Here is a 20402-nt window from a genome sequence, read left to right as displayed (position 1 = left end):
AGTTTTTTTAATCAAGGAGGCAAAATTGGCCAAGGTTCTGGTTCTTTATTATTCAATGTACGGGCATATCGAAACCATGGCGAACGCGGTGGCCGAAGGTGCGCGTGGTGTGGCGGGTACACATGTCGATGTCAAACGTGTGCCCGAAATCATGCCCGAAGATGTCGCCAAGGCTGCGGGTGCGAAGCTCGATCAGGTTGCGCCGGTTGCTGCGGTTTCGGATCTTCCAGAATATGATGCGATCATCTTTGGCGTGCCGACACGCTTTGGCAATATGTCGGCCCAGATGCGCAACTTCCTTGATCAGACCGGCGGCCTTTGGGCCAAGGGCGCATTGATCGGCAAGATCGGTTCGGTCTTTGCCTCGACCGGAACCCAGCACGGCGGTCAGGAAACCACCATCACGTCGACCCATACCACGCTTCTGCATCATGGCATGGTCATCGTTGGCGTACCATACAGCTGTGCGGGATTGACCAATATGGACGAAATCACCGGCGGTTCGCCCTATGGAGCAACAACACTGGCCGGTGCCGACGGTTCGCGTCAGCCATCGCAGAATGAGCTTGATATCGCCAAATTCCAGGGAAAACACGTCGCCGAGCTGGCCGCCAAGCTGGCCGTTTGACAGATTACAGTATTGATGAAAGGCCGCGCAGATAGGTCTGCGTGGCCTTTTTGTTGACCAGATTGGGGTGAATACGGAAACAATCAGATGCCTGATTGATTATTGTTTCGCGACAGTTTTCTGCCAGATTGAGGGATATGGAAGTTTCACGGATCGCAGCCGAACGCATTTCCGGTTGCTGACAGGAGGACCCGATGTCTGAACAGGGTAAAACCCCGCGTGGCGTTGCCCGCGTACTTCGCGCGATGGATACATCCGATGGGGCAGGTGTGTCGCTTAAACGATCGGTTGGATCGCCGCAGCTCGATATGCTTGATCCGTTTTTGATGCTCGATTCAATTTCGACCGATAATGCCGACGAATATATTGCCGGTTTCCCCGAGCATCCGCATCGTGGCTTTGAAACCGTGACCTACATGGTCGAAGGTGCCATGCGCCACAAGGACAACATGGGCAATGAAGGTGTCCTGCGTTCGGGTGGTGTGCAATGGATGACCGCAGGCAGCGGGATTTTGCATTCCGAAAGTCCGGAGCAGGAAAACGGTCTTTTGCAGGGTTTCCAGCTTTGGATCAATCTTCCGGCCAAGGATAAAATGGTCACCCCGCGTTACCAGAATATCGAAGGTAGCGACGTCGCCGAACTCAGCCCCGAAGACGGTGTTGATCTGCGGCTTGTTGCGGGTGAATTCATGGGTAAAACCGGCCCGGTTAATGGCATTGCTACCAAGCCGGTCTTTATCGATGCCAAACTGGCGGCTGGTCGCGAGGTAACCCTGCCGGTGCCCAAAGGCCATGCCGCGATGGTTTATGTCTTTATCGGGGACGCAATTGTCGCCGATCAGGCTGTCACCACACATCATCTGGCCGTGCTGGAAGATGGTGATAGCATCACGCTTAAAGGCGGTCCCGAAGGCGGCCGGATGCTTTTGATCGCGGCCCGTCCGTTGCACGAACCAGTTGTTCGCTATGGCCCGTTCGTCATGAGCAGCAAACAGGAACTGATGCAGGCCTTTGACGATTACCAGCGTGGCCGTTTTGTCCGTGCGGCGGCTGTTTCCTGAAAAATATCTTCATGAAATTCTCAAAACCCCGTCAAACTTTTGGCGGGGTTTTTCTTTTGCGAACATCCGTCGATACTGTGGCATGGGCATTTCAATAGCTTACGTGGCTTGAAAGAAATACCTGCGCCCCTAACCTATAAGATGCAGGGGGCAGTAATGCTCTGCGGAGTGGGTCGGGAATGAAAAAACAATGGGTCATGATGCTGGTGTTGACCGCGTCGCTGATGATGGCGACGCAGGCAAAAGCCGATCATGTCCGGATCGTGACCGGGGATTACTTTGCCCCCTTTACCGGTCGTGATCTGCCCGATGGCGGTATCATGACCGAGATTGTCCGCCGCGCATTCGAGATTGCCGGATATGATCATGCTGAAATTATCTGGCGGTCCTGGCGTCAGGGCTATGACATGACGGTAAGGGGCGAGGTTGAAGGCACTTTCCCTTATGCTTATACCCCGTTCCGGGCGCGCTCGGTCTTGTTCTCCGAACCGGTTGCCAGCCTGTCGGCGTTTGGCTGGTATGCGAAATCTCGCCAGAATTTTGAAACCATCGATGATTTGAATGGTGCGGCACTTTGCCTGCCGCTGGGGTATGCCGAACTGGGCAGGACAAGCCAGATGCTGGCAACCGGGCGGGCAACCCGCCATGCACCGCCCGATATGCGCACCTGTTTCAAACTTCTGGGAGCCGGGCGGGTCGATATCGTCGTGGCCCCGCGCTCGGAAGCACGCGATTCCATGCGGGCCGCCGGGTTGGAACTGGATCATTTCGGGCATATCGACGAGCCGCTGTCGACCATGCCATTGCATTTCGTGGTCGGCCTGAACCATCCCAGGGCAGGCAGAATCATGCAGGATTTCAACACAGCCCTCAAGGAACTGGACGAAAGCGGCGAACTGGCCGTGTTGCTAAGCCGCGCGCAGTATTGAGGCATCAAAAGCGTGTGTTTTCCACGCGGTTGCAGGCAAAACAAAACCCCGCCAGTTTGCACCGGCGGGGTTTCATCATTCTGGCAAAATGCCGGGCAATCAGCCCATGGCAACTTTCAAGCCTTCGTCAAGTTTGTCGAGGAACTGCGTGGTGGTCAGCCATTTCTGGTTCGGACCGATCAGCAGTGCCAGATCCTTGGTCATGAAGCCGGCTTCGACGGTGTCGACGCAGACTTTTTCAAGGGTTTCGGCAAATTTCACGACTTCCGGCGTATCATCGAACTCGCCACGGTATTTCAGGCCCTGCGTCCAGGCAAAGATCGACGCAATCGGGTTGGTCGAGGTTTCTTTGCCCTGCTGGTGCTGGCGATAGTGGCGGGTGACGGTGCCGTGTGCTGCCTCTGCTTCAACGGTCTGCCCATCCGGCGTCATCAGAACCGAGGTCATCAGACCGAGCGAGCCAAAGCCCTGTGCGACGGTGTCGGACTGAACGTCGCCGTCATAGTTCTTACAAGCCCAGACGAAACCACCATTCCACTTCATCGCGCATGCAACCATGTCGTCGATCAGGCGGTGTTCATAAGTGATGCCGGCTGCTTTGAACTTATCTGCAAATTCGTTCTGGAAGACTTCCTCGAACAGATCCTTGAAGCGGCCGTCATAGGCTTTCATGATCGTGTTCTTGGTCGACAGGTAAACCGGCCAGCCAAGAGCAAGGCCATAGTTCATGCAGGCGCGTGCAAACCCGATGATGCTTTCATCAAGGTTGTACATCGACATGGCAACGCCCGAAGACGGGAAGTCAAAGACTTCGTGTTCGATCGGCTCGCCGCCGTCTGCCGGCTGGAACTTGATGGTCAGTTTGCCTGCACCAGGAACCTTGAAGTCGGTCGCGCGGTACTGGTCACCAAAGGCATGACGACCGATAACGATCGGCTGCGTCCAACCCGGAACCAGACGTGGAACGTTCGAGCAGATGATCGGCTGGCGGAAAACGGTACCGCCGATGATGTTGCGGATGGTGCCGTTCGGCGACTTCCACATTTTCTTCAGGCCGAATTCCTCGACGCGCTGCTCGTCCGGGGTGATGGTCGCGCATTTTACGCCAACGCGATGTTCCTTGATGGCATTTGCCGCATCAATGGTGATCTGGTCGTTGGTCTCGTCACGTTTCTGAACCGACAGATCGTAATATTTAAGATCAATCTCGAGATACGGCAGGATCAGCTTGGTTTTAATGAAATCCCAGATGATCCGGGTCATTTCGTCGCCGTCGAGCTCGACGACGGGATTCTTCACTTGAATCTTGCTCATGGAATACTCCCTTTCTGGCCGCGGCCAGGATACAGCGCGGCTGCCATTTGACATGTCATCCGGCGCGCGAGGGAGCGCCCTGGCCGCGTCGGGAGCCCGCAACATACAGGATGAAATCAGAAAATCAAAGAGGGCGGCGCAACATCGTTGTTAAGACTTTCGCGCAAGGCGGAAACTGGCGGGTTTTTGCACTTTGACCGGTTGCGAGATGGCCCGGAAAAACGCTGGTTTGTCCGATATTTACACCATTGCCTGAATTAATATGCAAAACACGGGCAAGGGGTATGTCATGTAAGGCGGCATGATCCTGATCAAAGAAAGCGGTTATGGAATGGGTCAAACTCGCATTTGTCGGGTTCAAGGGGGAAGACTCCGGCATTGCCAAACCGGAAGCGCATGGGGGATACCATGAACCTGCCTTATGAAACCAATATCATCATCGCGTTGTGTATTGTCGGCTTTTGCCTTTTGGGCGTTGGATACAGCTTCCGCGACCGGGGATGGGGGCTTGCCCTTGTCTGGATCGGGGTGATCACGATGATGGGACCGATTGCCTATCGTCTGCTGATCATGTTCTGAGCCAGGGAACCTCTGGTGCGGCAGGCTTATGCCTGCACCGGGGCTTTCTGGTCGACGGTTGCCGGATCAATGCCATATCCGCGTAGGAACATATCGACCGCGGCAATCACATGGCTATGCAAATCCTTTGCATGCGGTTCCCAGCCGACATAGGTCATCTGCCGGAAATCGTAATCGGCCTTAAGCAGGCTTGTGAAAAACACGGCCGCCTGTTTTGGGTCGCTCTTCGGGAAATTGCCTTCTTCCATCTGGCGTTCGAAATAGGATGTGATGATCCGGCGTCCGGTCATCAGGCCGCTTTCATAAAACACCTTGCCCAGATGCGGGAAACGCGGAACTTCGGACAGAAACAACCGCATATAGCGGATGGTTTCCGGTGTCGTCAGAAGTGTCATCAGTGTTTCGCCAAAACGGATCAGGGCGGCGCGCAACGGCATCTGCGACAATTCCAGATCGGCCATGACCGCAACCACACGTCCCGTGCAATCGCGAATCACCGCTTCGAAAACGCCGTCCTTATTGCCAAACAGCTCGTAAATTGTCCGGCGGGACCCGCCTGCCTCGGCCGTGATCATTTCAAGTGTCGTGCCCGAAAGGCCGTGCTCACAGAAAAGTTCACGGGCCGCATCGATAAGCGCTTCGCGGCGTTTCAGGGTTCTTGGGTCGATATTTCGCATCTCGGACAAGCAACTGTTCCAATTCTGCACTTGACGTTTGGTACTGATTGGTACCATAAGGGATCAAATGGTACTGATCAATACCAAAAGGATCAAACGGACGATGAGTGTGAAAAAAGTCATACTGCCCCTGATCGCTGCGGCGATTATCGGTGGCGGCGGTTATTACGGGTTCTATTGGGTGACCGAAGGTCAGTTCCACGAATCCACCGACAATGCCTATCTGCAGGCCGATGAAGTCGCGATTTCGCCCAAGGTTTCGGGCTATGTCGGCGATCTTCGGGTTGCGGAAAACCAGCCCGTCCGCAAGGGCGAACTGATGTTGTCCATCAAGGACGAAGATTATCGTGCCGAACTGAAACAGGCAGAGGCAGCACTTGAGGCGCGCCGTGCCGCGGTTCAGACCATGGACGAACAGATCACCCTGCAGATGGCGGCCATCGATCAGGCTAAAGCCAACCTGCGCATCGCCAAAGTCGAACTTGATCGCACCTCCGAGGATTACGCGCGTTACGAGGATCTGGTGAAAAAGGGTGCGGCCAGCCGCCAGAAATTCGATTACGCCAAGGCCGACCGTCAGACTGCACAGGCACAGGTTGCCGCCGCCAATGCGACCCTTGCAGTCGAGCAGGGCAGGATCGGTGTTCTGCGTGCCCAGAAGGTCGAAGCCGAACGTGCTGTGTCGCAGGCCGAAGCATCGCGCGATATCGCCCAGCAGGCTCTTGATGATACCCGTATCTATGCCCCCTTTGATGGCGTGATCGGCAACCGGTCGGTTCAGACCGGCGCACTGGTCCAGCCGGGTGAACAGTTGCTGGTGCTTGTACCGTTGCCCGGCGTTTATGTTGTGGCAAACTTCAAGGAAACCCAGATCGGCCATATGGCACCGGGCCAGAAGGTCAATGTTGAAGTTGATGCCTTTCCTGATGCCGATATCACCGGCCGGGTTGAAAGCTTTGCCCCGGCCACCGGCGCGCAGTTCAGTTTGCTGCCGCCTGAAAATGCCACCGGCAACTTCACCAAAATCACCCAGCGCGTCCCGGTGCGTATCGCCCTTGATAACAGCGACCTTGCCAAGGCCCTGCGTCCCGGTCTGTCGGTTGTTGTCAATGTCGATGTCCGCGATGACGATGGGGCAGAACATGCCTCGGGTACCGGCCTTGCGAGTGTCGTAACACCGGCACCGGAACTGTCGGAGCGTAACTGAAATGAGCAGTGCCGCCACCAGCCCCGGTTCCATAGCCGGGCCCGATGATCCGGTGCAGCATGTCGATACCACCAAGTTTATCGGTTGGGTCGCGATGGTGGTCGGCATGTTTCTGGCGATTCTTGATATCCAGATCGTCGCAAGCTCGCTAGAAAATATTCAGGCCGGTCTTTCGGCAAGTCCGGATGAAATCGGCTGGGTTCAGACCAGTTATCTGATTGCCGAAGTCGTAATGATCCCGCTTTCGGGTTTCCTGTCACGCCTGATCTCGACACGCTGGCTATTTGTCGCATCCGCCATCGGCTTTACGATTTTCAGCATCGCCTCTGCCTTTGCCTGGTCGATCGAAAGCATGATTTGGTTTCGTGCCGCGCAGGGGTTCCTTGGCGGGGCGATGATCCCGACCGTCTTTGCCACGACCTATATCATTTTCCCGGCGGATAAACGTAATACCGCCTCGGTCATGATTGGTCTGATTGCCACCATGGCGCCGACCGTTGGGCCGACGCTTGGCGGGTATCTGACGCAGTCGTTTTCGTGGCATTGGCTGTTTCTGATCAACGTTTTGCCGGGGATGCTGATTGCGCTTGTCGTGGCCGTCATGCTGGACGTGGATCGTGGCGACCGTTCGCTGCTAAGGGGCTTTGATCTGCGCGGATTGCTTGCGATGGCGGCATTCCTCGGCAGTCTGGAATATGTTCTGGACGAAGGGCCGAAAGATGACTGGTTTGATGAACGCGCCATTGTTTATGGCGCTATTATCTGCATGATTTCGGGGCTCTATTTCTTCCGGCGCATGTTTACCTATGATCATCCGATTGTCGATCTGCGTTCGTTCAGGGATCGCAACTTTGCCATGGGCTGCATCTTCAGCTTCACACTGGGCATCGGGCTTTATGGCAGCGTCTATATCCTGCCACTGCTGCTAAGCCGTGTGCGCGGCTATGACAGTCTGGAAATCGGCACCATCATGGCGGTAACCGGCATTTGCCAGTTCATATCGGCCCCGATTGCCGGGAAACTGACGGCGAAACTGCCCGCACGCGTCGTTCTTGGCTTTGGCCTGGCGCTGTTTGCGGTGGGGGTTGCCCTGAACGGTTTTCAGAACAGTCAGGTATCGTTTCACGAACTGATCCTGCCGCAGGCTGTGCGTGGCTTTGCCCTGATGTTCTGCATGCTGCCGATCACCAATCTGGCACTAGGCACCTTGCCACCGGAAAAGATCAAAAACGCCAGCGGCCTTTATAACCTGATGCGTAACCTTGGCGGGGCGATTGGTTTGGCTGCGATCAACACGATGCTCGATAAACGGACTGACCTGCATTTCGCGCATCTGGCCGAGCATATCAACACGGCCAGCACCGGTTTCCAGAATTATCTGGCGACGATGACAGCACGATACAGCGCCATGGGGCTGCCCGATCCGCAGGCAAGTGCCATGAAATCCATCGTCAATATCGTTACCCGCGAGGCCAGCATGATTTCATTTAATGATGTGCAGCTTGCCATGGCGGGCATCTTCATTCTGGCTTTGCTGCTTTTGCCACTGGCGCGCCCGGCAAGATCGGGCAAACCATCCGCCGACGCACACTAAAAACAGGATACAGCGCGATCAGACAGAAAAGGCCGCACATGTTCCCCCGACCCCGCAAGCGAAAGCTTGAGTGCGGCCTGGCCGGTCCCCGTTCCAACGGGGACCGGCTTCTTTAACTGACCAGCTTGATCACTTGTTGCGTGACACTTTCCGATCCGGGTTCGGCCCAGTAAAGGGTCGCGCTCAGTTTGAAATCGTTGTCGCGACAGTCGGCATTGATGATGGCGAAATTGTTGTCACCGGCAAAGCGGAACATCTGTTCAAATCGCCCACCGTCAAACCCGTCAATCGCGGCTGATTTCTGCATGGCAGCCGTGGCAATGCCCGGTGCCGGTTTGCGCGAAATCGCACTTGAGGTCACATTGAACAACCGCGCCTTGGGATAGGTGGTGCAATGGGTGATCTGAAACGCGCTGGCGCAGTGGACGTCGCCGCTCAGGATCACGATCGGGATGTTGCTTTCAGCCGATCGGGCCAGAAGCAATTCAAGCATCGCATTGCGTTCCTTATGGTTGGTTTCATGGCCCCATTCATCCATGAAATCATCCTTCTGGCCACCAAAGTCGAGGGTGTTGACCGCACTTTCCGTCCAATGAACGACAGGAACAGGTGAACAGATAAAGATCGCCTTTTTCTTTTTGATTGAGGCTGAATTGATCCACTTTTTGAAACGCCTGAACTGTTCCGCGCCAAGCAATCGCTGCCCGTCAGGCAATTCACAATCATGATGGCCGCGCACATCAAGCATGTAAAAGCCATAGGCTCCCTGATCGAAATGATAATCCCATTCACTGGCATCGGGATCGCCATTGATGATCTTGCTGTCAGGATTGTGGGCGTGCTGATATTCCAGATAAGCCTGTGCTGCGGCCTTGAACATCAGCATCACAAGTTCGTAATTGGCGTCTTCGTCGTCATCCTGAAAGAAATTGCAAATCTTGGCCTTGCGTTCCTTGGCAGTTAACGACCCCCAGCCATCCATGATCTCGTGATCGTCCCAGATCATGTATTGCGGGAACCGGCGATAGACATATCGCAGATGTTCGAACTGCCAGTAAATCCGGTAATAGGTGCGGTAAAGTTTGGTGAAATAGTCGATGATGGCGGGTTCCTTGAGGCTTCCGTCAGGCTTGCGATAGGTCGCGAGCAACGCGTTTTTGTTATTCTTAAGCCACACCCAGACATCCTGGATTTGCGATTTATGGTTGGTGTCGCAATAAACCTGATCGCCGCCGCCAATCACGAAATCGGCCCTTCGTTCGTTCAGCACGTCATAAAACTTATCCCATGCGCCTTCGCTGTTGGGTTTGACGCTGAACGGGTCGTGGCAGGAATAAAACCCGAATTGCAGGGATTGCGGGTTTTTGGCAAGGGTCCTGAACCAGTATGCGTGATCGCCACCCATCTCGATGCAGCGATCAAGACCAAGCTTGTCAGACGCCAGATAATAGTAATAGCGCGTATCGGGTTTAAGGCCGCTGACCTCGAATGTCATGGTCAGGTCGGTCTGATGGGTGAAATTGCGTTCGGTCATGAAGACGATATCAGTGTTTTCATCCTTCATTGCAGCAAGGCTTTTGCCCGACAGGTCATAGGCATCCTCGGGCAGCTTCTGGGCACTTACGATCAGTGTCCATAGGCCGTCCCTGTATGCCCGAACCCAGATTTTCGCGGTGCTGTCGGTGGTGTGACCGACAATGGCAGCCGTACTGATCTTGGCTTTGAGTGTTTCGTAATTGTCTGGCTGTTGCAGGCTTGTCATGGATAATCCCCGCGCGTTTTGCGGCCCGTTTTCAGGCGCTTGTTGTCCCTCTTGCCCCTTTTCGGGGTGCAGGCAGTTTAGGCGAATTTGTGCACGTATCAATTTCAAGTTTCAGATGCGATGGTTTGGCAATTTTATCGGGAATAACGCCGCATCCTGAAACAGAAAACGCCCGGTCGGGGAAACCGGGCGTTTCGGTCCATCCGGAAGGGAGACTAACCGGATGGAAACAGGGTCGAACGGCCAATTTTTTGGGAGGCTGGCCGTTTGGGATATGCCCTTACGAGAGGGGGCTCGTTGGGGGCGTGGGCGACCCTGCATTGGTGGCGCGAGGGGACGCGTCTTGTTCGGTCATCTATCTGTCTCAGGCCGGGGCCGGATCGGTTGTGCCAGATGTCTTGAGCCGCTTGGCATGGCGGCGTTTCGAATAGGTGATCTGCATGATACCCAGCATCACCAGAAGGGCCGAAATCCAGAAAACACTGTCATGTGTCGGCGCCGGTGTCAGGTCAAACCGTGCGGCAAGCATTTCGAGCCCCAACAGGATAAAGGGCAGGATACTTGTCGCCAGGATGTATTTCTCCATCCCGGCTGTCTTGATCGACCGCAATGTCAGGACCATGGCAGGGCCGCGCAACAGCGTTCCAAGGATCAGACCGGCCAATATGGTCTCGATCCCGAAGAACCCGTCAAGCGAGGTGTAGGGGATCGGAACCGGGCTGATGGCGCCGATCAGCGGTGGGAAGATCAGAAACACCGAGGCGGTAATCAGCAGCAAAACCCCGGTAAAGCGCAAATGCGACCATGCATCCCTGATCTGGTTATCGGGGTGTTTTTCCGCCAGAACCGATGATGAAATCGCCGTAACCTCGGATGCCAGCATCAGCCACACCGCCGGATTGGCAAAGCCGTCGGGCAGATGCCAGGCAAGGAAGCCAGCCCCGGTAAGCAGGATTGCATGGCCGAACCATTCCGATTTGCCCGGTGCGCGGCCAAGGATGAAGGCTGCGGCAAGGGCTGCCATCGGCATGCCGGTTTGCGATAAGATTCCGCTTTCAGGCGCGCTGATATAAACCAGTGCCGCGGTCCAGCTGACCCCGGTCAGGACACGCAAAATTCCATAGGCCCAGTTGATCCGCAACGTGAATTGTCGCCACGGAATGGTCCGACCGGGGGCAAGCAACACCAGCGCCAGCCCGCCAAAGACGAGTTGCCAGCACGTCATGGCATAGACATCGACATCAAACGCCGTCAATGCGATCCGGTTGCACACCAGAAGCATCGCCCAGACGAAAGTCGTGCTGACAAGCAGGATCAGAACCGGCATATGAAAAAACTTTAAAAGTTATGAACAATGACAGTCTCTTGGATTCAGGAATGAATAGCCATGCCCGATATTTAAGGGGTGCTATTCATATTTGTATCGCGGGGCAGGCTGCCGCCAGCCATGCGGACTTCCACAGGCGGCGGCTGTTAACCCGTGACACCAGGCCGTATGATCAGCTAAAAATCAGCGACTGATGCGCACCCACCCCGGCCAGAACACCGGCTGCGGATGCCAGCGTCGCATTATGCCGTGCGGTGGCGGCATCCCCTGCGGCAAAGACGCCAGGGATACTGGTTTCCTGTGATGCATCGACTTTGATAAACGGTCCGGCAAAGCCTTCTTCGAACGCGCAGCCGAGCATTTCGGCAAGTGGGTTGGTCATGGAAACGGTGGGTCCGGCAAACAGGGCCTGAATGGGCATGCTGCGCCCGTCAGCCAGTTTAACGGCCTCAAGGTCGGGGGCTGCGCCGATCAGTTCGACAATCGGGCTTTGTTCAATCGTGATCCCGCGCGCATCCATCTGGGCACGGATTTCGGGTTCCGGTTCGTATTTCCCCTGCGTGAAAAAGGTCGTGGGACCCCAGTCGGGGATCATCATGGCCTGATGGTTGGACATCGGCCCGGTTGCCAGCACGCCCAGAGCGCGGTCGCGCACTTCATAGCCATGGCAATAGGGACAATGCAGCACCGTTTTGCCCCAGCGCGGCATCAGGCCGGGGATATCGGGCAGGGTATCGACGACCCCGGTGGCAAGGATCAGGCGACGCGCCTGAAAGCGGCGGCCGTCATCAAGCGACACTTTGAAACGGTTGTTGTCTTCGTTCCCGGTTCCGGCGGCATCCGGTTCCAGTCGGTTCGCCGCTTTTGCCATACCGTGCACAATGCTGACGGTGGGGTAGGCCCTGATCTGGCCAATCGCAAGTCGCGAAATTTCATCCGGGCTTTTGCCATCAAGACCGAAAAATCCGTGTGAGGCCGCGGCAAACCGGTTGCGCGGTAGTCCTGCATCAATGATGCATATCTGCTTTCGGGCGCGCGCCAGTTGCATCGCGGCGGACAGGCCAGAAAAACCGGCACCAATGATGATCACGTCATAAAGTTTTTCGGAATCAGGCATCGAAACCGGTTGGGTTGCGGACGGGGTGGGGATGGCGTCAGACATGATCGGAACTCCTGTGATATCTCAAAATCAATCATGTAACTTTATAAGTATCGTAACTTTCTGGAGTCAAGCATCTTGAAACTTTTGGTGTTGCGAATATGCGCCAAAGCCCGATAGTCTGGGATATGATGAATGCCAGCCCCAAGGAAACCGTTGATGCGCCGTGACAGCCGCCTTTCCCGCATGTTGCATGTCCTGATCCACATGGACCGGTTTGGCGGCGCGATGACATCCGATATGATTGCCCGGATGCTTGACACCAATCCGGTGGTGGTTCGCCGAACGATGGCAGGGCTGCGCGATGCCGGTTATGTGCGGTCCGAAAAGGGGCATGGCGGCGGATGGGTGATCATTCGCCCGCTATCGGAAATCACGTTTCTTGATATCCATAACGCGCTTGGCAATCCGTCGATCTTTGCCATGGGGGTTGCGGTCGAACATCCCGAATGTCTGGTCGAGCAGGCGGTGAATGCTGCCCTTGGCAGTTCGTTTGACGCGGCCGAGCAACTTCTGCTTGAACGGTTCGCATCGGTCACGCTGGCCGATCTTGCTTCCGATGTCGATCAACGCTGGCCGACTGAACCCGATGGTAAATGGACCGGACCGGGCAGCATTTTCGAACATCTGCCCAAGTCCAAAGATTCCGAATAGTCATACTTTACAGGTGCTTGCGGTTTTATGGAGGTACCCGTGCAACCGTGACTTGCGGTGCGGGTAGTGATCCAATAATGAATAACGATAGGGTTGTTTGATGATCCGTTATTCAATCCTGTATCGCGCCCCACCATCAGCCGAGGCCCCGATGACGACCAAAAAACCCGATTGGGATCATATTCGCGTGTTTCTGGCGCTTGCGCGTACCGGCAGTCTTAGGGCGGCCTCGCAGGAGCTTGGCGTCAGCCAGCCGACATTGGGGCGACATTTATCCGCTCTTGAAGACGTTGTCGGTGTCGTGCTGTTTGATCGCCTACCCGAAGGATTGCGCATGACAGAGGCCGGGCGCGATTTGCGCCCGCGCGCCGAGGCGATGGAAGAAGCCGCCTTTGCCTTTCACCGGCAGGGTGACGCGATATCGGGCATTCGAGACCGGCAGGTCCGCCTGACCGCCAGTGCGTGGTCGGCACTGTTTCTTGCTGGCCAGATCAATAGCAAGCCCGACGGTCTTTACCTTGAAATCCGGCAATCCGACGATACGCAGTTGCTGACCAAGCGCGAGGCGGATTTTGCCGTCCGGCATGGTTTGCCCCTGACCGGGGATTTTATCACCAAGCGGCTTGGGACGATTTCCTGTGCGATCTATGCGACCGAGAGATTGGCGTATGATATGCGTGGCATGGGACCGGATCGGGTGTTTTCTGATGCGCCGTGGATCTGTTTTTCCGAGGAATTTGACCTTTATGAAAGCCAGCGCTGGTTGCTGGCCCATATTGACGGTAACAAGCCGCTGTTTCGCGCGGGCAATACCGCGATGCTGCAAAATGCGTTGCGCACCGGGATCGGGGCGGGGATTTTGCCGTGCTTCCTCGGGGACCACGATCCTGCATTGGCCCGGGTTTCGCGCCCGATTGAGACGCTGGATTCCGATATCTGGCTGATTGTTCATCGCGATCTGCGGGCGGCCGAAGGTATCAAGCAGGCGACCAATTGGGTTGCTGATATTTATAAACGCCGGGTGATGCAGTTATCAGGTGCACGCGCCTCTGGCGGTGAGGGAATGGAACTGAAATAGGCAAAAGAAATGCCGCCCGGGTTGTGTCGGGCGGCAGGTTCGCAAAGGGCGTGTCGGGGTTCGCATCTTTGCAGGTATTTTCTGCTTTTCCACACCCCTGTGGGATCAGTTTGCGACCATTGCGGCCGGTTTGGGTGTGGTTTTACTGCTGACCGGCAGGATTGGGTATTCCACGCGCGGTGCTTCCCCGGTCAGGGTCATGAGGAAGGCGGTAATCGCCTTGATCTGACTGTCATCAAGTTCGGCACCAAGCTGGCTGGAACTCATGATCGCGACGGCCTGTTCCAGATTCCAGACCTTGCCAGAATGGAAATAGGGAGCCGTCAGCGCGATATTACGAAGCGGCCCGGCGCGGAACACATAGTCATCCGTCGCGGTCTGGGTGACGGCAAAACGGCCCTTGTCATCGGGTGGCAGGATTTCGGCACCCGGCTGTTCAACAACGCCGAACGGATAATACCCGGTCCCGCCGACATTCACCCCGTTATGACATGATGCACAACCGGTATCGATGAACAGTTCAAGCCCGGCCATTTCTGTTTTGGTCAGGATGGCATCGTTGCCTTCCAGGAACTGGTCAAACCGTGATGCCGGGGTAATCAGGGTTGCTTCAAACGCCTCGATTGCTCTGGCCATGTTATCAAACGTTACCGGATCTGCTTCACCCGGGAAGGCGTGGGCGAATTTCTGTACGTAATCGCCCATGCTTTTCAGCACTTCGACAACACGTTCGGGGGTGCTGGCCATTTCGACCCCGGCCTGAACCGGGCCTTTAGCCTGTGCTTTGAGATCCTCGGCGCGGCCATCCCAGAACTGCGCTTCGTTGAACACGGCATTCAGCACCGTTGGGGCGTTACGGGGTCCTTTCTGCCAGCCGTGGCCGATGGATGTTTCAAGGTTGTCATCCCCGCCCATGCCCAGGTTATGGCAGGTATTACACGAAATCAGCGCACTGGATGACAGGCGCGGATCAAAAAACAGCATCTTGCCCAGTTCGACTTTTTCCCGGGTAACGGCATTGCCCGAAACGGCCGGCACCATTGACGGAATGACTTCGAAATGTTCAAGGGCGGCTTCGCGCAGATCGGCAGGCGATGGCGTTTCTGCTGCAAGAACGTTCCCGACGATCCCCAGCATGGCAGTAACCGAAACAAGGCTGCCCACTAAACCACGATATGATTTCATTTGCTCTCTCCCAAATGATGGTGGTTCGGGAAGTAAAGCAGGAGGTATATGCAGCGACGCTGATATATATCAAAGTTCTAAAATAAACGTGATATCAGTATGTTGATTTGAATTTGACAAAGAAAAATCCGCAAGACGCGATATCTTGCGGATTTGATGGATTGGCCGGAAAAGCGGGCTTAGAGAAGCTTTTCGCGCGGGTCGAATTTCGGGGCGGGTTCGGCTTCAAGCTGTTCGAAGACCTGATCAAGGGTTCCGGCAACCGTAAACAGGTTGCGGTTGCTCTCACGCGCAAAGCCGTCCTCGATGATGCCATCAATCATATCAAGGCATTTGTCCCAGTATCCCAGCGCATTGAGGAATACCAGCGGCTTGTCATGGATGCCAAGCTGGCGAAGGGTCAGTGCCTCGAACGCTTCGTCAAGGCTGCCAAGGCCGCCAGCAAGCGTGACAAAGGCGTCCGAACGCTTGAACATCTCGACCTTGCGCTCATACATCGATTTGCAGACGATCAGTTCGGTCAGGCCCTTATGGCCGACCTCGATATCGTCAAGATGAGCGGGGATGATGCCGATGACCTTGCCGCCGTTTTTCATCACCGCGTCGGCAACCGCCCCCATGAGGCCGATGCGCCCGCCGCCGTAAACCAGCGCAATACCGCGTTCGGCCATCATTTTGCCAAATGCAATCGCGTTTTCCATGTGCTCGGGGTTTTTGCCGTTCGAAGCGCCGCAAAAAACACAGATCGATTTTACTCTTGTCATGGCAACCTGCCTCTTTGTTGTTATCTCGCAGGTAACTTTCGCCCGGTCACGACGTATGCAACGCGCCGTACCGACCGGCGATGTGGCCCGTCTAGGGGGCAAGCATAGCCTATTGCGCCATTGTCGGGTCAATAGTTTCCTTTGCGAAGATCCTGTGACAGCCCGTATTGATACCATGTGAACCCTGCCGCATTTTTGCCTTGGCAATCGGCATGATCGGGCGCGATAAGCCGGGGCGAATTTTTCGCCGATGGTTAACAGGTTCTGAACCTGATTGTGGGATGGATATCAGCGCCTGCGTGCTCAATGCCGTTCCCTCGCAGGTTTGAAAACGAAACAACAACAAGGCAGGATCGCCCAACGTGTTTGTCGACAGCCCCTTTTGGCTCGCCATTCTGGTGTCCGGTGTTATCGCAACGGTTTTGATGCTCGCCCTTTGGTTGGGGCTTGAGCGGGCAATGGCCCGGCGTATGGTGCTGGCCGCTGTCATCCCGGCGGTGGCGGTGGCTGTTCCGGCGGCCATCGGTTTGCCGGAAACCGCGCGTGGCGGTGTGGGTGCCGCACTTCTTATGCTGGTGCTGGGCGGGGTTTGTGGCGCAATCCTTGATTTTGCACATCTGCGTGCGCGGCCTTGCGCGATTGTTGCGGCCATTCTGATGTTGCTGGGCGGTTGGCTGGTGCTGGCGGCTCCTGTTACCGGGCTTCTGTATCATCCAGGCGGGTTGGTGACGCTGGTATGGGGTGCCTATATCCTGATCGGGGCGTCCTTCCTGTGGGTCACACGCCCGAATTTTGACGAGGACGAAGATCCGGGCGCGGCCAAGGGCAGGGGTAAAAAGAACGGCAAATCTGCAAAAGCCGCCAAAACATCGACAAAATCCAATGTCACAAGCGACGAGGATGTCGCACGACCGGCACCGGTTGCGACCTTTGTGGCGCTTGCGGTCGGGCAGGGGATTATCGCCGCCCAGTTCGGCCTGCGCGATCAGGTGGTTTTTCAGGCTGGTCTTTCGATCGCCCTTATGGTGGCGCTGGTTTCCGAAAAGGCCGCCCCGCAATATCGTGCCGCGTTGTGGCTGGCGATCAGTACCGCGCTGATGGCAAGTGCATCGGGTGTGATGCTGGCAGCACCGGCGTCAGCATTTGCCATGGCGGTTCTGGTTCTGGTGGTGTTTGCCGGATCGGGTGCAGCGCGGATTGCAGCACTTTTGCCAGCCGATATCGGTGCGAATGCCGGGCCGGGCGGTGCGGTTCTGGCGATGCTGGTGCGGGTATCGGTTCTGGCATTGCCGGTGTTGGTGGCGGCACTTGTGGCCTATATCGGGGCGACAATGCAGTCAATTCCTTAAGGAATGCGGGACAAGGCTTGACCAAAAGCGCTGATTCTATTCATCTTTGCCTAACTGTTGCACTGTAATCTCGGTTTGTTACGTTATGGAAACTGTGTGCCGAAAGTAGTACAAGTTTCGAATTAACGCGTCGGGTGGGGCGTTTGGGGGACTTAATGACTGCCAGTTACAAGGTTTCGACGCCACCCGTAATAATCATAACCACCGTTCAAGGATATTACCGGTGAAAAGACCTTATATCCTCGTCATCATTGGCGTTTTGCTGATTGTTGCCGCGATCTCGTTGAATTACATGCTGACACAGTCGGTAGACGAAACCGATACGCCGGCACGAACAACAGCTCCGCCCGCCGTGACACCGGATGCCGGAAACACGCAGCAGGCCGCGCCGGAACAAACCGACGCCGCACCCGAAGTTCGTACGCCGAGCTTTGACGTCGTGCGCATCGGCCCGGATGGCAATGCCGTGATTGCTGGCCGCGCTGCCCCGAATAGCACCGTGCGCATCCGCGAGGGTGACGAAGTTATCGGACAGGCAACCGCCGATGAACGCGGTGAATGGGTGGTTTTGCCTGAGAAACCGCTGGCAAGCGGTGATCGGGAACTGTCACTTGAATCCGAAGACAGCACCGGTGAAATTCACAAGGGCGATGATAATGTCGTGGTTCTGATCCCGGAAAAACCGGCTGCCGGTGACACCGCAACTGCCGATCAGACATCGGGTGATGATGCCGCCAAAAACGATGATGCGGCAGAACAGCCGATCATTGCCATGCGCGTGCCCAAGGAAGGCGGCGCTGCCACCGTCCTGCAGGGACCGGCTCCCGAAGATATGAGCAAGGAAACCGCCCGCGAACTGGCCGAAGCCATGCCGCAGGGATCGGAAATGCCTGCCGCGACCGCCGAACAACCTGCAGCCGCCATGCCACGCCTGTCGATTGATGTTGTCGATTATGACGAAGAAGGTCGTGTTGCCATGTCTGGCAAGGCCGATGATGACACCAGCGTCCGTGTTTATCTTGATAACAAATTTGTCGGCAGTGCAACGACCGGGGAAGATGGCAACTGGGCTCTGACAATTGGTGAGCCGATCGAGCCGGGCCAGTATCAGTTACGCGCCGATCAGCTTGATCCGTCTGACAAGGTGACCGCACGCGTCGAATTGCCGTTTGAACGTGCCCGCCCAGATCAGATTCTGGAACCGGGGTCGCGTTATGTTGTGCAGCCGGGTAACAGCCTGTGGCGGATTGCGCGCCGGACCTATGGCGATGGCCTGCAATACTGGGTGATTTACAACCAGAATCGCAAACAGATCCGTGATCCGGACCTGATTTATCCGGGGCAGATTTTTGCGCTTCCGGAAAATGGGACCGCACAGCAGTAACTGCATTTCTTTTCCGGGGGCAAAACACGTGATAATGGTGTTTTGCCCCTTTTTATTTGCAGGTTGCGTTGCCCTTTGTCATCACTAGATGGTAGTAACGCGGCCGACCGGTAATCATTGCCGGAATTGTTATGCCCGTACCCATGGCAACCAGGGAATAAAGACTTTGAAATCCGTTCTTGTGCCGATCAATCCCGAAGGCTGGAAATTCGTGGCGATTTTCGCGGCGATCACCGTGGTTCTGTTTCTGATTGCCGAACCGCTGGGCTGGATCGGTGTGATCCTGACACTCTGGTGTGCCTATTTCTTCCGCGATCCGGACCGTATCACCCCGGTTGACGAGAACCTCGTCATTTCGCCGGCGGATGGCCGTGTTTGCATGATTTCCAAGGCACCACTGCCCAAGGAACTCGAATTGGACGATAAAACGCCGCGTACGCGTGTTTCGATCTTCATGAATGTGTTCAACGTTCATGTGAACCGTTGTCCGGTCAATGGCGAAGTCGTTGGCGAGGCCTATGTGCCCGGAAAATTCGTCAATGCGGAACTCGACAAGGCATCGGAAAACAACGAACGCCAGATTCTTCTGGTGCGTGACAAGGAAGGCCGCGAATTTGGCGTTGTCCAGATTGCGGGTCTTGTGGCGCGTCGTATCCTTTGTGATGTCGGTCGTGGTTCGCAGCTGAAAGCTGGCGAACGCTTCGGCCTGATCCGTTTCGGATCGCGTGTTGACGTGTACCTTCCCGAAGGTGTCGAACCCAAAGTCATCGTTGGTCAGACCACGATTGCCGGTGAAACCATCCTTGCCGATATTGCGGCCAAGGGGGCAGAAGCCGCAGTCGGGGAGATCCGCTAATGGCAGGCGGCATCCGACAGAGCCGCCCCCGGCGGTTCAAGGCATTGTCACTAAGCCGTCTGGCGCCGAATGTGGCGACCCTGATGGGGATGTGTGCTGGTTTGACATCGATCCGCTTTGCGATGCAGGATCGATGGGAAGCTGCGGTTGCCGCCATCCTGATCGCCGGGATCATCGATGGCCTTGATGGCCGTCTGGCGCGGATGCTGAACGCATCCAGCCGCTTTGGTGCCGAGCTTGACAGTCTTTCGGATTTTGTCTGCTTTGGGGTCGCCCCGGCGATGATGCTTTATTTCTGGTCGCTGCATGAATTCGGCCCGATCGGCTGGGCCTTGTCGCTGCTGTTTGCGGTGTGCATGGCGCTGCGTCTGGCGCGGTTCAATACCCAGATGCTGGGCGAACCGGAATTGCCGACTTGGGCCTATCGTTTCTTTACCGGGGTTCCTGCCCCGGCGGCAGCGGCGCTTGCGATGTGGCCGATTGTGCTGACTTTCCAGTTCGGGCGTGGTGTGTTTGACAGCCCCTACATCGTTGCACCTTACGGTGTGTTGATTGCCGGTCTGATGGTGTCGCGGATGCCGACCTATTCATTCAAGAAGGTCAAGGTTCCGCGCGCATGGGTTCTGCCGCTGATGCTGGCATTCGGCGCTTCCGTCGCGTTTCTGGTGTCCTCGCCGTGGCTGACGCTTTCGGTGATTGCCGCGGTCTATTTTGCGACCTTCCCGCTGTCATATCGTTCGTATCGCCGCATGGGGGTCGAACATCAGCAGGACGAAGTTCGTGCCGAGGAAGAAGACGATGACGGCGAACCCGATGACGATCCCGAAGAAGGGCTGAACCGGGTTCATCAGAATTGATCCTATTCGACCGAAATTCTTTGGCAGGCACCGTTTTG

The 20402-nt window shown here is 56.0% G+C and carries 19 protein-coding genes; 12 read left to right on the top strand and 7 right to left on the bottom strand.

Annotated elements, in window-relative coordinates; all coding sequences use genetic code 11:
- Nucleotides 1-25 precede the first annotated feature (25 nt).
- From wrbA to AUP42_RS17380, 3 genes are all read left to right on the top strand, one after another.
- A complete protein-coding gene (wrbA, locus tag AUP42_RS17390) occupies nucleotides 26-628 on the top strand; it encodes an NAD(P)H:quinone oxidoreductase (protein WP_062953006.1) in 603 nt (200 codons plus the stop codon).
- A gap of 194 nt (nucleotides 629-822) precedes the next feature.
- Nucleotides 823-1689 (top strand): pirin family protein, encoded by an 867-nt coding sequence (locus AUP42_RS17385; protein ID WP_062952835.1) that lies wholly within the window; start codon nucleotides 823-825, stop codon nucleotides 1687-1689.
- A gap of 179 nt (nucleotides 1690-1868) precedes the next feature.
- Entirely contained in the window at nucleotides 1869-2618 is a 750-nt protein-coding gene (locus AUP42_RS17380) for a substrate-binding periplasmic protein (RefSeq protein WP_062952834.1), read from the top strand.
- A gap of 99 nt (nucleotides 2619-2717) precedes the next feature.
- Here the strand turns inward: AUP42_RS17380 and AUP42_RS17375 are convergent, their stop codons facing one another.
- The gene (locus AUP42_RS17375) at nucleotides 2718-3932 is read right to left on the bottom strand and encodes an NADP-dependent isocitrate dehydrogenase (RefSeq protein ID WP_062952833.1); all 1215 of its coding nucleotides are present in this window, start codon (nucleotides 3930-3932) and stop codon (nucleotides 2718-2720) included.
- Nucleotides 3933-4328: 396 nt separating this feature from the next.
- On the opposite strand from AUP42_RS17375, the gene AUP42_RS17370 reads away from it, so the two are divergent.
- Nucleotides 4329-4511 (top strand): hypothetical protein, encoded by a 183-nt coding sequence (locus AUP42_RS17370; protein ID WP_062952832.1) that lies wholly within the window; start codon nucleotides 4329-4331, stop codon nucleotides 4509-4511.
- 26 nt (nucleotides 4512-4537) lie between these two features.
- Here AUP42_RS17370 and AUP42_RS17365 read toward each other — a convergent pair whose 3' ends face one another.
- Nucleotides 4538-5188 (bottom strand): TetR/AcrR family transcriptional regulator, encoded by a 651-nt coding sequence (locus tag AUP42_RS17365; RefSeq protein WP_231858342.1) that lies wholly within the window; start codon nucleotides 5186-5188, stop codon nucleotides 4538-4540.
- Nucleotides 5189-5291: 103 nt separating this feature from the next.
- Here AUP42_RS17365 and AUP42_RS17360 point away from each other — a divergent pair, with 103 nt between their 5' ends.
- Together AUP42_RS17360 and AUP42_RS17355 are read left to right on the top strand one after the other, a co-directional pair.
- Nucleotides 5292-6395 carry an HlyD family secretion protein gene (locus tag AUP42_RS17360; protein ID WP_231858333.1) on the top strand — a complete coding sequence of 368 codons (1104 nt, stop codon included), beginning with the start codon at nucleotides 5292-5294 and terminating at the stop codon, nucleotides 6393-6395.
- Between the two features lies 1 nt (nucleotide 6396).
- Complete coding sequence (locus AUP42_RS17355) at nucleotides 6397-7989, top strand: DHA2 family efflux MFS transporter permease subunit (protein ID WP_062952829.1); 1593 nt, start codon at nucleotides 6397-6399, stop codon at nucleotides 7987-7989.
- Between the two features lie 112 nt (nucleotides 7990-8101).
- Here AUP42_RS17355 and AUP42_RS17350 read toward each other — a convergent pair whose 3' ends face one another.
- From AUP42_RS17350 to AUP42_RS17340, 3 genes are all read right to left on the bottom strand, one after another.
- Nucleotides 8102-9751: an alkaline phosphatase D family protein gene (locus tag AUP42_RS17350; protein ID WP_062952828.1), complete on the bottom strand. Its 1650-nt coding sequence runs from the start codon at nucleotides 9749-9751 to the stop codon at nucleotides 8102-8104.
- A 364-nt stretch (nucleotides 9752-10115) separates the two neighbouring features.
- On the bottom strand, nucleotides 10116-11078 hold the full coding sequence (locus tag AUP42_RS17345; protein WP_062952827.1) for a DMT family transporter: 963 nt from the start codon (nucleotides 11076-11078) through the stop codon (nucleotides 10116-10118).
- A 172-nt stretch (nucleotides 11079-11250) separates the two neighbouring features.
- Nucleotides 11251-12240 carry an NAD(P)/FAD-dependent oxidoreductase gene (locus tag AUP42_RS17340; RefSeq protein ID WP_082824828.1) on the bottom strand — a complete coding sequence of 330 codons (990 nt, stop codon included), beginning with the start codon at nucleotides 12238-12240 and terminating at the stop codon, nucleotides 11251-11253.
- A gap of 156 nt (nucleotides 12241-12396) precedes the next feature.
- Between AUP42_RS17340 and AUP42_RS17335 the strand changes: the two genes are divergently transcribed.
- Both AUP42_RS17335 and AUP42_RS17330 read left to right on the top strand, forming a co-directional pair.
- On the top strand, nucleotides 12397-12891 hold the full coding sequence (locus AUP42_RS17335) for an Rrf2 family transcriptional regulator (protein ID WP_062952826.1): 495 nt from the start codon (nucleotides 12397-12399) through the stop codon (nucleotides 12889-12891).
- Nucleotides 12892-12991: 100 nt separating this feature from the next.
- Nucleotides 12992-13969, top strand: a complete 978-nt coding sequence (locus tag AUP42_RS17330) for a LysR family transcriptional regulator (RefSeq protein WP_062952825.1) — start codon at nucleotides 12992-12994, stop codon at nucleotides 13967-13969.
- A gap of 105 nt (nucleotides 13970-14074) precedes the next feature.
- On the opposite strand, the gene AUP42_RS17325 is transcribed toward AUP42_RS17330, so the two are convergent.
- Together AUP42_RS17325 and AUP42_RS17320 are read right to left on the bottom strand one after the other, a co-directional pair.
- Nucleotides 14075-15154: a cytochrome-c peroxidase gene (locus tag AUP42_RS17325; RefSeq protein ID WP_062952824.1), complete on the bottom strand. Its 1080-nt coding sequence runs from the start codon at nucleotides 15152-15154 to the stop codon at nucleotides 14075-14077.
- A gap of 179 nt (nucleotides 15155-15333) precedes the next feature.
- Nucleotides 15334-15918 carry a TIGR00730 family Rossman fold protein gene (locus tag AUP42_RS17320; protein WP_062952823.1) on the bottom strand — a complete coding sequence of 195 codons (585 nt, stop codon included), beginning with the start codon at nucleotides 15916-15918 and terminating at the stop codon, nucleotides 15334-15336.
- Between the two features lie 362 nt (nucleotides 15919-16280).
- On the opposite strand from AUP42_RS17320, the gene AUP42_RS17315 reads away from it, so the two are divergent.
- From AUP42_RS17315 to pssA, 4 genes are all read left to right on the top strand, one after another.
- Nucleotides 16281-17267 carry a hypothetical protein gene (locus AUP42_RS17315; protein WP_062952822.1) on the top strand — a complete coding sequence of 329 codons (987 nt, stop codon included), beginning with the start codon at nucleotides 16281-16283 and terminating at the stop codon, nucleotides 17265-17267.
- A 223-nt stretch (nucleotides 17268-17490) separates the two neighbouring features.
- Nucleotides 17491-18651: an Ig-like domain-containing protein gene (locus AUP42_RS17310; protein ID WP_062952821.1), complete on the top strand. Its 1161-nt coding sequence runs from the start codon at nucleotides 17491-17493 to the stop codon at nucleotides 18649-18651.
- Between the two features lie 88 nt (nucleotides 18652-18739).
- A complete protein-coding gene (locus AUP42_RS17305; protein WP_269451400.1) occupies nucleotides 18740-19507 on the top strand; it encodes a phosphatidylserine decarboxylase in 768 nt (255 codons plus the stop codon).
- Nucleotides 19507-20364, top strand: a complete 858-nt coding sequence (gene pssA, locus AUP42_RS17300; RefSeq protein ID WP_062952820.1) for a CDP-diacylglycerol--serine O-phosphatidyltransferase — start codon at nucleotides 19507-19509, stop codon at nucleotides 20362-20364. Before AUP42_RS17305 ends, pssA begins: the two co-directional genes overlap by 1 nt.
- Nucleotides 20365-20402 lie beyond the last annotated feature (38 nt).

The organism is Thalassospira lucentensis (assembly GCF_001613805.1).
GTDB classification, from domain to species: Bacteria; Pseudomonadota; Alphaproteobacteria; order Rhodospirillales; family Thalassospiraceae; genus Thalassospira; species Thalassospira lucentensis_A.
This window is presented reverse-complemented; position numbering and strand designations above follow the sequence as displayed.